Below are 14,943 nucleotides of genomic sequence, written 5' to 3'. Positions count from 1 at the left end.
CGTCGGCAGATATCGCAGAGACGCGGTCAAACGGCGATTTAGAAGAGGTCGCTAGCGCAATTAATCGTCCTGCTAGCAGAAATAGTCGACCTCAACAGCCGTAGCGCGCGCGACTTCCACGTCGTCTTCGCATTCGCTCCGAACGTCGGGCCGAGTTTCGCGAAGCACTTCTTAAATTCGGTTGCTCCCTCGTCTGCAGGGACATCTTCAGACGGACGGAGCAGCCTTTACGAATCCGTCTCTCTAACTTTTGCACGCTTTCATCTACGGCAAAAAGCAGCGAACACACAACAATAGGACGTGTACTTCTGGCTGCTATCCGTCAGAGAATTCCTGATGGGTAATACGGATGTATGCGAGAAATCGTTCCATTACATTTCGGAATAGTGTCTATGACGCCGTGCACATAGATGGGCTATTTTGGCGAGCCTAATGTAGTTGCACAAAGCCAGTTCAAAGTATCCAGCGGCTTAGCGGGGCGGGAATCTGCTCTATTGCAGGAAAGTCCGTAGGAAGGTTGACATTAGGAGAATTGAAATGTCACACGCATCAACGCCTGCCTCCAGCATCCTCGGATCAGACCCGGCCTGCTGCCGGGGAATTCAAAGCTCGATGCTTGATCTTGCGAAAGCCGCGTTGATCATCGTCCAGACAACCAAGTAGCAGGACAACCTGAGCCCGGGTAATGACTTCCTCAAAAATCAAATCCGACGCAACGCTTGCGAATGGATGGCGCTTCAAATTTGGGATTTGCATATTTGTGTTCGCTTTCGCGTTATTGCCGATTTTACCAATCGCCGCTTCTCTCGGCACATCTGCGGCGACCATGGCCGCTCTGACGGGGACGATTCTCGTCGCGAACAAGGTCCTACTTATGGCCTGCGTCGCTGTCATGGGTAAGCCCGGATTTCAACATCTCAAACTGACGGTGATGGGTTATGTAAAGCGTTTAGCGCCTACGAGAAATGGTGGCTCCGTCCGGCACCTCATTGGGCTGATACGGTCGGTCGTGAGCCGTGGACGCGGACGAGCTAAGGAGCCGTTTGATTCAGATGAGAGCGCGTCGTGAATTCGACGGTACGATCGGCATCCTGGGCAAGTCCACGTGCGCATCGATAAGGATATCTAAATTGATGAACTGACATGCGCCGGGTCGAACGGCTGATGACGCGAAATTGTGAATCCGGTACGAGGATAGACAATTTTTACCATACGTGCCTCTGCGCACTAACTGAAGCGCTCTCGCCACCTTTCACTAGAACGCGCGACCGCACGGCGGGTCACATTCCGGAGGCCGTGCTGGGGCAACGAATCCAACGAACATTTGAAGCAGGTTGCGCGGACGCTGGCTTCATAACAATCAAGAATAGTGTCTATGACACCGCATCCGTACAGCGATCTATTTGGTTGGCGTAATGTAGTTGAACAGAATGGATCTGAGAAACATGTCTCTGCAGTTGAATCATTGTGCACATTTTTTTTTATCGATTTGAGATCCGAATATCGAGCGAGGCAAAAATTAACGTACGACAGAAAACGCAGAGCGATATACGCAAACACGAATATCGATCTTCCTCTGATGCTGCGAGAGGTTGAGGTTAATAACTGCTGTTGAGTTATCGAACCTTTCATCGATCGAAAAACAATCTGTAGCGAAACTTGGATAGAGTCTCACTTTCTTTTTTTCGATCATCACTGGGGAAGCGGCGAGATTATTTTTTCATCGAAGTCCGTGCTTCTCGTCTGAGGAAACGTGCACGCTCGTCTAAGTGTTCCAATTTGATAGGCAGAATCGTTCGCCTCCTCTAACGCGCTTCACCTTTCGATCCGGCGTGACCGAGTCCATCAACAGCGCCGTGCAATTCCGGACGAGCGCACAGGGGAATGTATGCCTTTTTCCGCGTTTCGCGGCTATTGTCGCGCGTTCGGCGTCCCGATGCTGGCGGGCGCTGCAATTGCATCATGCTGCCGGGTGTCAACAGTACACGCTACGGAAGGCGGCGGGAGCAATTATCCGGTCGGTGTGAATACGTTGCTTTCGGGCATTCAGCCCGCTCCGGGCAACCACATCTATGTATACCTGCAGGCATACGAGGCGACGACGCTCGAAGGTAATGACGGGAACCCGTCACGTAGCGTATCGAACTTCTCCTTGCATGCGCAGGCCGCGGCGTTCCGGTTCTCTCACGTCTGGCGAGACGTTACGTTTCTTGGCGCGACCCTCGAGTCGCGGACGAACATCCCGTTTGTTAATCTCGATCTGCATTTCGATGCCCATACATCCAAAGGCACGGCATACAAGAGCGGCCATGCGACGGGGCTGTCCGATCTCACCGTCGGGCCGCTTTTTCTGGGCTGGCATCTGGGCAACCTGCATCAGATATTAGGCCTCGAATTCTTTCTTCCGACCGGCAGCTACGACACAAGCGAAGTCGTTAATCCGGGGCGTCACTACTACTCGATGCAGCCGAACTACGCCGTCACGTGGCTGCCAGCACCGAATGTTGAGTTCAGCGCGCGTGCGTTATATAGCGTGAATTCCGTCAATCGCGCAACCGACTATCACTCGGGAAATGAATTCATCGTCGATTACAACGCGGGGTATCGTCTTACTCCAATGTGGCAGATCGGCGTAAGCGGATATTTCTATAAACAGGTGACCGACGATACGCAGCACGGGCGATCGGTCAATGGCAACGGAAACCGTGGACAGGCTTTTGCTGTGGGCCCATCCATCGCATACGGCAGCAGGAAGTTTTCGGTGGCGCTCAAGTACCAGCGCGAAATGCTGGTCCGAAACCGGCCGGAGGGAAATCGCTTCTGGTTGCAAATGTATATGCCATTTCAATAGGTGTCGTTTGTCCAATGCGCCGGTCACCCGTCAAAGGAGTCGGCTCCATTCTGATACGGAATAGTGTCTATGAAGCTGCATCCGTAGAGGTCAATATCCAGCCGGTGTACTGTAGATAAAACGAAACGCGTAAGCCGCTTCATCGGTCATCGAATAGAGCGATCGTCAAGGTATTCCCGATTCCATGTTGGTTTCCGATTCACGCCGTCGATCTGAGAGAGGAGTTATTTCACCAATGCGTAAAACTTATCTACATTTCAATAACCCACATGCACGCCCCAAAAGAGGATGTCTGGCCAGCCGTGAAGCGGAGGTGACCTCATGGCAGTCGCGCTAATCACTGGAGCCAGCCGGGGGATCGGTTCGGCTATTGCGGTCGCTCTGGCACGCGATGGATACAAAGTGGTCGTCAACCATCGCGCGAGCGCGCCACAGGCTGAAGACGTGGTCGCAATGATCAATGCGGCAGGTGGAGAGGCCGTAGCGATCAAGGCCGACGTCACCCAGCCTGACGACGTCGCCGCGATGGTCGATCAGATCAATCAGCAATGGGGCGGCGTCGATGTGCTGGTGCACAACGCGCTGACGCCGTATGACGTGACTTCGTTTGCTAATCTCAGCTGGGAGCAACTCGGCACCAAGCTGGATACCGAACTGCGCGCGGCCTTTCTGGCGACGAAAGCTGTCGTGCCCGGCATGACGTCCCGTGGCCACGGTCGGCTGATCTATCTGAGCACCCTGTTGTCGCGTCGTCCGCGTGACGGGATGATCACACTCGGCACCGCAAAAGCAGCGCTGGACCAGTTCGTAAGATACGTCGCGCTTGAGTTGGCCCCTCACGGCATTACCGCGAATCTCGTTGCGCCAACTACTGTGGAAGGTGCTACTTCAGCAGGTCTCATCTCTGCCGAACGGCTCAAGGCAATTGCCGCGTCGATACCGATGGGGCGGCTTGCACGTCCTGACGAAGTAGCCAACACGGTCGCGTATCTTGCAAGTGACGCATCCGGATTCACTACCGGTCACTACATTCCCGTCAGCGGCGGGTTTGGGATGGAGTGAGTCTAAAGGGGTGCGCGGTCCGGATGCGAGCCCCACAATTCTTTTAATGCGATTCATTGAAACGACGGAGGCGTAACTTGGCGATCCTATCTATTGATTTGACGTATGTTGGGGCTGGTATTCACGAGGAATTGATCGCACATGTCGCCGATCAAGAGGGATATTTTGAAGAGGAGGGTGTTCGCGTCGCCCTGCGTGACGGGGCGGTATGGAATACCGACCGTGTGCGCGCTGGTGCCACCATCGGTCTCGGCCGGGCGCTGATTTCTCGCATGACTAGCGGCATCGAATGGACGGCGCTTAGCGTGAACACGCATCGCCCGTTGTTCTGGTTCGTCGGCGCCAATAGCGTGAAGTCGATGGAGGATCTTCGCGGCCGTCGACTGGCGGTCCACGGACCACGCACCGCGCCCGGCGTGTTTGCGCGGATCGTGCTACGCAAGCACGGGTTGGATCCAGATCGCGACGTGCAATGCGTGGAGCGAATCCCTGGTGACTATCAGATGGACTTGCGTCGACTCCGCGAGGGCTCGATCGACGCCGCTTACGTCGGCAGTACGTTATCGGCCGAACAGGTCGCCCGTGAGGAGGGCTTCTCGGTCCTGTCCTGGGTGGGTGACCACTTTCAGATCCCCACTGTAGGACTCGCAGTGGACCCCTCGCGTATCTCGCTCGACGCCCCCGCGCTGCAGGCGATGACGCGAGCGTACAAGCGTTCCCTCAGGACGATCGCCGAACAGCCGAGCCTCGCCATCGAACATATCGCTTCGATGTTGGGCCGTTTGACGAGCGTGGAGGCGGAGCAACACTACGAACGGTATATCCGACCGTATTTCACTTCCAATGGCCGGGTGGATCTCAAGGTTGCCAAAGAAGGCGTCGCCGCCGTCGCGGCCGAACTGGGCATCGCTGCGAACAACGCGGATCAGATGTACCTGGCGACCTTGTAAGCACGTCGCAACCGGAAGACGGAGAGGCGGCCTGAAGCACAACGTCGCAATGCTTCTTCAACCGGTTTGCCGACGTCAGCGTAGCTAGGCCAACGGAAGGCGACACGTAAGCGTCCGATGTCGCCGCGCGGGGGCATCTTTCGCGCGACAAGCGGTTTTAAAGGATGGGTTCGCACTGGATTCAACTGGAGACGCGTATGTCTGACGCAAAGGAAAGACAAGAACTGGCGGTTGCTTCGGCAATCGCCTCGGTGCAGGGAAACCCGCTGGAGTCGGCCGGCGCCGAAGTTAGCGCGACGGAGTTCAGGAACGCGTTATCCAGAGCGGTCACGCCTGTGACGATTTTGGCTACCGATGGCCCGAACGGCAGAGCCGGCGTGACGTGCTCCGCAGTCTGCTCAGTGTGCGACGCACCGCCAACCGTCCTGGCTTGCGTCAACCGGAAGAGTTTCGCCAATGGCGTAATCAGGGCGAACGGAGTCCTCACGGTGAACTGGCTGAGTGCCGATCAACGTGAGTTGTCTGATTTTTTTGCGGGGGTCGGTGGGCTTTCGATGCCGGAAAGGTTTTCGAAAAGTCAGTGGGGAACGCTTACGAGCGGCGCCCCATATTGCAAAGAAGCAATGATGACGCTCGATTGCCATGTTGTCGACGCTATCGAGGTCGGGACGCACAGCCTCATCTTTGCACGCGTTATGGCAACCATTCAGGCAGATGGGCGCCTCCCCTTGGCCTACTACCGGAGAGCCTACGCAACAGCCCACCCCGCAACGTCTTAAACAGTCGTTCTCAATTCAACACTCCAAGGAAAATCATGATCCGAACCGGCCGCCAATACCTCGAATCCCTCAATGATGGACGTCAAGTCTGGGTGGGAAACGAAAAAATCGACAACGTCGCCACGCATCCGAAAACGCGTGACTATGCGCAGCGCCATGCAGATTTCTACGACTTGCATCATCGTCCGGACCTGCAGGATATCCTGACCTATGTCGATGAAAACGGCAAACGCCGTTCAATGCAGTGGTTCGGTCACCACAATAAAGATCAACTACGGCGCAAGCGGAAGTACCATGAAACCGTGATGCGTGAGATGGCGGGTGCGTCCTTTCCGCGTAGTCCCGACGTGAACAACTACGTATTGCAGACGTACCTGGACGATCCGACGCCCTGGGAAACCCAGTCTATTGGCGCCGACGGACACATCAATTCAAAGAACATCGTTAACTTCGTCAACTTTGCGAAGGATAACGACTTCAATTGTGCACCGCAATTTGTCGATCCGCAAATGGACCGGTCCAACCCGGACGCACAGGCGCGATCGCCGGGACTTCGTATCGTCGAAAAGAACGAGAAGGGAATTGTGGTTAACGGCATCAAGGCGATCGGTACGGGCGTTGCTTTTGCGGACTGGATTCATATCGGCGTCTTTTTCCGCCCTGGCATTCCAGGCGAACAGGTTATTTTTGCGGCGACTCCCGTCAATACGAAGGGCGTGACCATCATCTGCCGTGAGGGCGTCGCGAAAGACGATCCGGTCGAACATCCTTTGGCCTCGCAAGGCGATGAGCTCGACGGCATGACGCTCTTTGAAAACGTATTCATTCCGTGGTCGCATGTCTTCCATATCGGTAATCCGGAACACGCCAAGCTCTATCCACAACGTGTGTTCGACTGGCTTCATTACCATGCACTGGTCCGCCAGATGGTGCGCGCCGAGTTGATGGCAGGCCTCGCCGTCCTTATCACTGAGCATATCGGAACCAGTAAGATTCCTGCCGTGATGACGCGCGTCGCAAAGCTGATTGGCTTCCACCAGGCCATGCTGGCTCACGTAATCGCGGCGGAGGAATTAGGTTTTCACACACCAGGCGGTCACTACAAACCCAATATTCTGGTCTACGATTTTGGCCGCGCATTGTACCTCGAGAACTTCTCACAAATGATTTACGAGCTGGTTGATCTTTCCGGTCGGAGCGCGCTGATCTTCGCTAGTGAGGATCAATGGAACGACCCGAAACTCAATCCGTGGTTTGAGCGCCTGAACAGCGGACCCGTTGGGAAGCCACACGATCGCGTGCAGATCGGTCGCATAATCCGTGATCTCTTCCTCACGGATTGGGGCAGCCGCCTATTCGTATTCGAGAATTTCAATGGCACGCCGCTGCAAGCCATTCGTACACTTACGATGCAACGCGCGGAATTTTCTGGCACTGGCCCGTACGCAAAACTCGCTCGCAAGGTTTGCGGCATAGAGTCCGAAGTCGATAGCGAAAGCGACTACAAAGCAACTGCCGATTACGCCAAAGCGCTTGATTCCGCGCGGCATCAGGAATCACTCGCGCTGAGCGGAACGATGGCCATCTAAAACTGGTAGCGCGACCTTCCGGGTTGCCGAAACGTCCGATGCAGGTGCCGTGCTTTCGCACGGTACCGATTATCTATAGAAAGGTCACAAATCATGGTCGATGAAGTCTTTCTGGATCTGGTGTTTCGTAAGGGCCGGAGCCAAAACGGATGGCTCGATGAGCCAGTATCGGACGAGCAGCTGAAGCAAGTGTACGAATTGATGAAATGGGGCCCACGTCCGTCAATTGTTCACCGGCTCGGATCGTCTTCGTGCGCAGCGAAAGCGGCAAGGCCAGATTGAAGGACGCTCTCAGCCCTGGCAATATCGAAAAGTGCATGACGGCGCCAGTGCTCGCGGTGGTCGGTTATGAGACCCGTTTCTACGCTGACCTGCCCCGGCTCTTTCCCCATAACCCCACCGTCAAGAACTGGTTTGAGGGCGAAGACAAAGCTGGGTTTGCGGAAACAACGGATTTTCGCAACGGGACCCTGCAGGGCGGATACCTGATTGCCGCGGCGCGGGCAGTTGGACTGGATTGCGGCCCGATGTCAGGGTTCGACAATGCGAAGGTCGACGCTGCAATCTTCGCCGGCACGTCGATCAAATCGAATTTCATTTGCGGTCTTGGTCGCGGCGATTCCTCCAAGGTGTTTCCTCGCAGCCCACGCCTTTCCTTCGAAGAGATCTGCAAGGTTATCTGAATCGCGATTGATAGACTGAGGGGAGTCGTCGATGAAAGTCATATCCGATCCACACGAATTCAATGTATCCCGCTCGGTCGTGTCGATCGGCATGTTCGATGGCGTTCATCGTGGACACAGATTCGTGTTGCGGAAGTTGCGAGAACGCGCGTTGTCTTTGCGGGCCCCTGCCATCGTCATAACATTTGATCCGCATCCGCTTGCAACGTTGCATCCGGCATCCTGTCCGGCATTTATAACCACACTCGAAGATCGTATTGCTCTATTGGCGTCCACGCGTCACGTTGACTATTGTCTCGTTCTGAGATTTGACCGCGAGCGAAGTAACGAAATGGCAAATAATTTTGTGCGGCGGACGTTAGTGAATATGCTCGGCATGCGATCGCTGATCGTTGGCGAAAACTTTGCCTGCGGAAGTGGCCGTCAAGGCAATATCACGTACCTGGGAAATCTCGGTGCTGGCCTCGGATTCGACGTTGATCCCTTGCCCTTGATGTGCGACGAGTCCATTGCGAACGGCGTGCATTGCTCGTCAACCGAAACAAGACGGCTTATTCAGCGAGGCGATATTGCTAGCGCAAATGCCATGCTGGATCGACCGCATGAGCTATCCGGGACGGCGTTTACATTGAGTGTAGGGACTTGCCGTGTAACGGACATCGTCGTGCCGGGCGCCATGTGTTCTCCGCCTGCGGGCGACAACGCGGGAACGGTGAAGAAGCAAGATGTTGAAGGGCCGTGGACAGCCGCCATTTTGCAGGTGCAGGAGCAACATCCGCAAATCGGCGCGCACAGGGTTCGGCTGCTTGTGGGGAACGACATAGATATTGCTCCCGGCGATGCGGTGAGTGTCCGGTTCCTTGATAGTGTGAAGCCAGTTGCGAACCGCGTTGCAAGCGCCGCGATGGCCAGTGCGGAGTGAAATACGACAACCATGAACAGCTTTTCTTTCACAAGCCATTCACAGCGGGTTGTATTCGGCGCTGGTGCGCTGAACCGACTCGAAGCGGAAGTCGATCTGCTTGGCGCGCGTCGCGTGATGGTACTCGCGACACCTGAGCAGCGCAGGGACGCGGAACGCGTCGCAGCCATCCTCGGCGTTCGCGTCGCGGGCCTATTCGACAAAGCCGTTATGCACGTACCCATCGAGGTTGCTCGCGAAGCGCGCGATCTGGCGCGCAAACTCGACGCCGACTGCGCGGTAGCGATCGGCGGCGGCTCGACGACAGGGCTTGGGAAAGCGATCGCACTGGAATCGGACTTTCCGATTCTCGCGATACCCACGACCTACGCGGGCTCCGAAATGACACCCATCTACGGAATAACGGAAGCGGGTTTTAAGAAGACGGGACGGGATAATCGCGTCAGGCCGAAGACAGTGATCTACGATCCCGAACTCACCTACTCGCTACCTCTACCGTTGAGTGTCAGCAGCGCGATCAATGCGATAGCCCATGCTGCAGAAGCGCTTTACGCGCCAGACGCGAATCCCATCACGGACATGATGGCCGTCGAGGGCATCGCTGCCATTGGACGCGCGCTTCCGCTGTTGACGCGCACTGATGTAGTCGCGAACATCCGGCGCGGCCGGGCGGACGCACTCTACGGCGCATGGCTGTGCGGATCGGTGCTAGGGGCCGTGGCAATGTCTTTGCATCACAAGCTGTGTCATACCTTGGGCGGCAGCTTCAATCTGCCGCACGCAGAGACGCATACGATCATTTTGCCGCATGCACTGGCGTACAACGAGACGTCCGCCGCGGCCGCGATGCAACGCATCGCTGGCGCGCTTGGGGGAACCAGCGCACCTCGGGCTGTCTTCAATCTGGCGAAAACCAGCGGCGCTCCGCTGGCGCTAAAAGACATCGGAATGAAAGCTGCGGACCTCGATGAAGCATGCTCGATAGCGATGGAGAATCAATATTCCAATCCACGGCCGCTCGAGAAAGCGGCGATCAGGGAACTGCTTCAACGTGCTTATGAGGGTGAACGGCCGCAAGCTTGACAGTACGAATCGCGGCGGGCGTTGTTGCGGCTTGCCTTAAGAAGCTTCATAGCAAGCGTCGACAGATACTTACCGATGGTCAGAAACTCACCGGACAACTGGAGGCTAACATGCACAATCTCAACGAACAGACCGTTACGCGGGCGGTACTCGATCTCATTGCAGATACACCGAGTCGTCGTTTGAAGTCCGTGCTCACGAGTCTTATCACGCATCTCCATGACTTTGCGCGCGAGGTCGAACTGACCGAGGAGGAATTGCAGGCCGGAGTTTCATTTCTCACGGCGACTGGACAAAAATGCAACGATAAGCGCCAGGAGTTCATTTTGCTGAGCGACGTGCTCGGACTGTCGATGCTGACGGTTGCGATGAACAACAAGAAGCCGGTGGGGTGCACGGAGTCGACGGTCTTCGGGCCATTTCACGTAGAAGGCGCGCCCGAGTACGAGAACGGCGCCGACATCGCCAATGGGGCGGCGGGAGAGCCTTGCCTCGTGCGAGGCACCGTGAGGGATCTTGACGGCAACCCTATAGCGGGGGCGCAGCTTGAGGTCTGGCAAGCCGATGCCGCGGGCAACTATGACGTTCAGTATCCGAATCTCGATATTCACCAGGGGCGAGGCGTACTCAGATCGAAGCAAGACGGCAGTTTCGAATTTCGTACGGTGGTGGCCGTTGCCTACCCAATTCCAGTCGATGGCCCGGTGGGTGATTTGTTGCGTGCTACGGGACGTCATCCCTGGCGTCCCGCTCACCTTCATTTCATGATAAAGGCCAAAAACTACCAGACTTTGGTTACACACGTGTTCCGTAACGGCGACCAGTATCTGGATTCGGATGCGGTGTTTGGGGTTCGGCAGACGTTGGTAGCCGACTGGATCCGGCAGCCAGACGGTGGTTATACGCTGACTTACGACTTTGTGCTAAATCCGGTCGATTAACGCGCAGCGCGAGTCTTTCGTCGCATTACCCTGGTGCCGAAAAGAGGTTGCGAAACACCGCACGAAGCCATTGATTGCCGGGCTCGAGGTGACAGCGGTCGTGCCAGTACTGGGCAATTTCGAGCTTTGGCAATGCGAGCGGTGGCTCAACCAGTTGCAAATCAAGATCGTGACTCATTGCGACGGCAAGATTCCTCGGCACGGTCGCAATAACGTCGGAGTATTTGGATATCAGCGCGGCGGACGTAAAGACAGGCACGCGGCAAACGATATTGCTGCGTGGTACTTCGGACTCGATAAGCCGCTCAATTGCCAGATGTTCATGCCCTGTTCCCAGCGCCGATACGAGCGCATGTTTTTCCCCTATAAACTCTTCTTTAGTCGGGTGCGTCCCAATGCGGGGATGACCTTTACGTGTCACGCTAACGTAGGTTTCAGTCCACAGTGGGACCCGCCGGATGCCCATTGTCAAAGAAGGGAAGGACCCGATCGCAAGGTCGACCAATCCCGATTCGAGCCAGAGGTCGAGGTGTTGCGCGTCGCATGGAATCGACTGCACACATATACCAGGCGCTTCTACGGCGAGGTAGTTCAACAACTTCGGGAAGATTTTTATCACCCCTGCGTCAACCAGGAAGAAGCTGAACTTTCGTGTCGATGTCTTTGGGTCGAATGACGCGTGCTCTGAACGCAACGTGCGAAGCCGCTGCAATATCGCTTTCACCGGTTCGGCGAGTTCGAGCGCTTTCGGTGTCGGTTCCATGCGCAGCGCTACGCGCACGAAAAGCGGATCGCCGAAGTAGAGCCTCAGCCGCGCCAGCGTTTTGCTTAATGCCGGCTGAGAGAGATTGAGTACCCGTGCGGCTTTTGTGAGGCTGTGCTCAGTCAGCAGGACGTTGAATACTTGCAGTTGATGCAGATCGAGTTCGACATCGCCTTCACTTCGTTGCGGAAGAGTGTCCATGCGGTGGCAGCCCTATCGATGGCAATCTGTGGCTAGACTGTACCTTAAAAAGGAATCGAGGCCACTCCGAGTAATCCTGTACGTCCAGCTTCCATCACCCTAATTCAGGGGCGCTTTTCAATTCCATATTTTTTTCGAATATCGGACTTTGCAGATATATCCAAAGCAACACCCCTCTCTGCTACGGGGAGCTTCGTTGCGCCGCCAACTCTGTGATGACGCGGAAGATCCGGGCGCGGGTCGAAGTGAACCGGGGCGATTGTGTGGCGCGAACAGGCCCGTTGGAGTTCCCGCTGTTTCAGCGCTGAACTGGCTTCCCCGATTTCGCTTGTCACAGAAAAATCGGAGAAGTGTCGAGCCATGTCGGGCTCAGCTCGGTGAGGACATGGAGAATTCAGATCCTTTGGCGATGCTGTCGGGCCAGCGCTGCATCACGCTCTTATAGCGCGTATAGAAACGTACGGCCTCCTGTCCGTAGGCATGGTGATCGCCGAACAGCGAGCGCTTCCAGCCTCCGAACGAATGCCACGCGGGCGGTACGGGACTCGGCACATTGACGCCCACCATACCGATTTGAATCTGCCTGGCGAATGCGCGCGCCGTGGCACCATCGGACGTAAACAGCGAAACGCAGTTACCCAGTTCATGCGCGTTGACGAGCGCAATTGCACTTGCAAGATCGGGCACACGAACAACAGATAGCACAGGCCCAAAGATCTCTTCGCGATAGATACTCATATCCGGCTTCACGTCATCGAAGAGCGAGCCGCCGAGGAAAAACCCTTCTTCACGTCCGGGAACCGCTCGGTCGCGACCGTCGACCAGTAGTCGGGCGCCGGCAGCGACGCCCGCATCGATATACCTCATCACCTTCGCACGATGCGCGCTGCTGATCAGCGGTCCCATGTCCAGATTGGGCTCCATGCCGCCGCCGATCCTGAGCGAGCGCACCCGGGGCGCAAGCCGCTCCACCAGTTCGTCACCGATATTTCCGACCGCCACGGCAACCGAGGTCGCCATACAACGCTCTCCAGCCGAGCCGTATGCCGAGTTGATCAGTGCGTTTACTGTCTCATCAAGATTGGCGTCAGGCATCACCACAAGATGGTTTTTCGCGCTGCCCAGTGCCTGCACACGCTTGCCGCGCTTCGCACTCTCGCCGTAGATATATTCAGCGACGGGCGTCGAGGCGACCACGGACATCGCGGACACATCAGGATGCTCAATCAGCGCATCAACGACGGCCTTACTGCCATGCACGACATTAAACACGCCTTTGGGAAAGCCCGCTTCAATGAAGAGCTCGGCGAGCCGGATCGATGCGGACGGCGTACGCTCAGATGGCTTCAGGATGAACGTGTTTCCGGTTGCGGCTGCCATCACAAACATCCAGCAGGGCACCACCACCGGAAAATTGAACGGCGTGACGCCAGCAGCCACGCCGATAGACTGACGCAGATTCCAGTTGTCGATGCCATCGCTGATCTGATCGGTGAAATCCGTCTTCAACAGGTTCGGAATGCCACACGCGAATTCGACGATTTCAATCCCACGCAGAACTTCGCCTTTCGCATCGGAGAACAACTTTCCGTGGTCACGTGTAATCAGTTCGGCAAGTTCGTCCGAATGTGCTTCGAGTAGTTCCTTAAAGCGAAACATCAGGCGCGCGCGCTTCAGCGCTGCCGTTTCGCTCCATGCCGGGAACGCGGCCTTCGCGGCGGCGACGGCGGCCGCGACTTCTGCGGTGGACGCAACCGGCAAGCGGGCTGTCACGCGGCCCTGTGCCGGATCGAATACCTCTGCAAATTGCCCGGTTCCACTGGTCACATGCCGACCGTCGATAAAATGCCCCAACACGCGCACCGCGCCTGGATCCGCTTCGCTCATATCTGCTCCTTACAGGGAGACGACTACGGCTTGCGTCGTTCCCTTGGTGTTCAAGAATGTCGGTGGTTTCGCCGCGATGGCGACTGCCCGCCGGGTGTATGCATGCAAATTTAGGCGCGATCGGAAGCGTTGCGAATACCCTGGCGGACAAAACACTCTTGAGCAACGGGAACAAGCGGCGCGACGGTCGTACTCACCCGCCGACAATGCGGGCTTAAAGACGCGGCGACATTTAGTCCAGGAAGGCGCGCACGGCAAAAGACAGCGTCGCAATGACATGCGTAGTGGTCGGGGATTTCGTTGGTAATCTCGCCGACGACTACCAGGCCGTAATCAATGGAGAGTTCGTCGCCTGGTTGATGGCGATGAGCGCACATCGCTGGCATGAGGGGAGGGCACGAGAAGGTGGGGCAAGCTTCGGACGGCTCGATAGAAATAGGTACACCGCAAAGAATTTTGGACGAGCGTCTCTGCAGCCATATAAGAGCGCCATATGCGGCCATGCGCAGCCTCGTAGGTGATGCCGCTGAGTAACCATTCGCATATGGTATGTTGCGGACTTGGCATACCCTGACCAACACGGGCCTAAAGTGCACGGTAAGCATGGTGAAAGGAGACGAATTTCGCAGGCGAGGCTTCAGTCCGTTTCGGCTGAGTCTGACCGGTCCGCGTGCGCTTTTCTGTGCAGGATCTGGTGATCGCGCTCGGGATGCTGGGCATCTGCGGGGCCATCCTTTATCAGGCGCGTGTCGACGCGTTGAATCGAGCACGAGAGACTTCGCGAAATCTGGCCTTGCTCGCCGAAAGGGACATCGAGCGCAATTTCGAGCTTTATGACCTGTCGATACAGGCTGTCATCGAGGGCTTGCGCGACCCGGAAGTCCGCGGTTCCTCCGCTCACCTTCAGCGGCTGGCGCTGTTCGACCGGGCGGCCACCGCCAAATATCTCGCAGCGATGCTGGTGATCGATGCTTCTGGCGAGATCATTCTGGACGCGTCCAGCGACACGCCGCGTTCGGGCAACTAGCTGGCAGATCAGGGCGTCGCTCGAGCCCCGCGAATCGCTCCCGCGCGTCGCCGAAGTCGCTCCATCTGCGCTAAGGTGTGTGCTCCGTCCCGTGCCGCGGGCGTCTCTGAAAGGAAATTGAATGAACAGGCAGGAGCTTATCGACGCAGTCGCTGCCAGCACGGGCGAAAGCAAGGCCAGCACAGGCGAAGCCCTTGACGCGATT

The 14,943-nt window shown here is 56.5% G+C and carries 13 protein-coding genes and 2 pseudogenes; 12 read left to right on the top strand and 3 right to left on the bottom strand.

What is annotated here, in order from left to right; translation table 11 throughout:
• Window positions 1–576 precede the first annotated feature (576 nt).
• On the bottom strand, window positions 577–828 hold the full coding sequence (locus tag H3V53_RS40265; RefSeq protein ID WP_336602577.1) for a hypothetical protein: 252 nt from the start codon (window positions 826–828) through the stop codon (window positions 577–579).
• Between H3V53_RS40265 and H3V53_RS40260 the strand changes: the two genes are divergently transcribed.
• From H3V53_RS40260 to H3V53_RS40215, 10 genes and pseudogenes are all read left to right on the top strand, one after another.
• Entirely contained in the window at window positions 761–1,069 is a 309-nt protein-coding gene (locus H3V53_RS40260; RefSeq protein WP_336602576.1) for a hypothetical protein, read from the top strand. The two genes, H3V53_RS40265 and H3V53_RS40260, sit on opposite strands and share 68 nt — an antisense overlap.
• An 819-nt stretch (window positions 1,070–1,888) precedes the next feature.
• Complete coding sequence (locus H3V53_RS40255) at window positions 1,889–2,851, top strand: SphA family protein (protein ID WP_336602575.1); 963 nt, start codon at window positions 1,889–1,891, stop codon at window positions 2,849–2,851.
• A gap of 321 nt (window positions 2,852–3,172) precedes the next feature.
• Window positions 3,173–3,913, top strand: a complete 741-nt coding sequence (locus tag H3V53_RS40250) for an SDR family NAD(P)-dependent oxidoreductase (RefSeq protein ID WP_336602574.1) — start codon at window positions 3,173–3,175, stop codon at window positions 3,911–3,913.
• A gap of 77 nt (window positions 3,914–3,990) precedes the next feature.
• Window positions 3,991–4,863 (top strand): ABC transporter substrate-binding protein, encoded by an 873-nt coding sequence (locus H3V53_RS40245; RefSeq protein WP_336602573.1) that lies wholly within the window; start codon window positions 3,991–3,993, stop codon window positions 4,861–4,863.
• Between the two features lie 197 nt (window positions 4,864–5,060).
• Complete coding sequence (locus tag H3V53_RS40240) at window positions 5,061–5,642, top strand: flavin reductase (protein ID WP_336602572.1); 582 nt, start codon at window positions 5,061–5,063, stop codon at window positions 5,640–5,642.
• A gap of 35 nt (window positions 5,643–5,677) precedes the next feature.
• The gene (locus tag H3V53_RS40235) at window positions 5,678–7,231 is read left to right on the top strand and encodes a 4-hydroxyphenylacetate 3-hydroxylase family protein (protein ID WP_336602571.1); all 1,554 of its coding nucleotides are present in this window, start codon (window positions 5,678–5,680) and stop codon (window positions 7,229–7,231) included.
• Window positions 7,232–7,324: 93 nt separating this feature from the next.
• A pseudogene (locus H3V53_RS40230) lies at window positions 7,325–7,914 on the top strand (malonic semialdehyde reductase).
• 31 nt (window positions 7,915–7,945) lie between these two features.
• Entirely contained in the window at window positions 7,946–8,836 is an 891-nt protein-coding gene (locus H3V53_RS40225; RefSeq protein WP_336602570.1) for an FAD synthetase family protein, read from the top strand.
• Window positions 8,837–8,848: 12 nt separating this feature from the next.
• Window positions 8,849–9,919, top strand: coding sequence for a maleylacetate reductase (locus H3V53_RS40220; protein WP_336602569.1), 1,071 nt, complete (start codon window positions 8,849–8,851; stop codon window positions 9,917–9,919).
• A 110-nt stretch (window positions 9,920–10,029) separates the two neighbouring features.
• On the top strand, window positions 10,030–10,860 hold the full coding sequence (locus tag H3V53_RS40215; RefSeq protein ID WP_336602568.1) for an intradiol ring-cleavage dioxygenase: 831 nt from the start codon (window positions 10,030–10,032) through the stop codon (window positions 10,858–10,860).
• Window positions 10,861–10,885: 25 nt separating this feature from the next.
• On the opposite strand, the gene H3V53_RS40210 is transcribed toward H3V53_RS40215, so the two are convergent.
• Window positions 10,886–11,824 (bottom strand): LysR family transcriptional regulator, encoded by a 939-nt coding sequence (locus tag H3V53_RS40210; RefSeq protein ID WP_336602567.1) that lies wholly within the window; start codon window positions 11,822–11,824, stop codon window positions 10,886–10,888.
• 369 nt (window positions 11,825–12,193) lie between these two features.
• Window positions 12,194–13,711 carry a CoA-acylating methylmalonate-semialdehyde dehydrogenase gene (locus H3V53_RS40205; RefSeq protein WP_336602566.1) on the bottom strand — a complete coding sequence of 506 codons (1,518 nt, stop codon included), beginning with the start codon at window positions 13,709–13,711 and terminating at the stop codon, window positions 12,194–12,196.
• A 670-nt stretch (window positions 13,712–14,381) separates the two neighbouring features.
• On the opposite strand from H3V53_RS40205, the gene H3V53_RS40200 reads away from it, so the two are divergent.
• The gene (locus tag H3V53_RS40200; RefSeq protein ID WP_336602565.1) at window positions 14,382–14,738 is read left to right on the top strand and encodes a hypothetical protein; all 357 of its coding nucleotides are present in this window, start codon (window positions 14,382–14,384) and stop codon (window positions 14,736–14,738) included.
• A 121-nt stretch (window positions 14,739–14,859) separates the two neighbouring features.
• Window positions 14,860–14,943, top strand: a pseudogene (locus tag H3V53_RS40195) (HU family DNA-binding protein); the annotation flags it as partial.

The organism is Paraburkholderia bengalensis (assembly GCF_037126505.1).
GTDB classification, from domain to species: domain Bacteria; phylum Pseudomonadota; class Gammaproteobacteria; order Burkholderiales; family Burkholderiaceae; genus Paraburkholderia; species Paraburkholderia bengalensis.
This window is presented reverse-complemented; position numbering and strand designations above follow the sequence as displayed.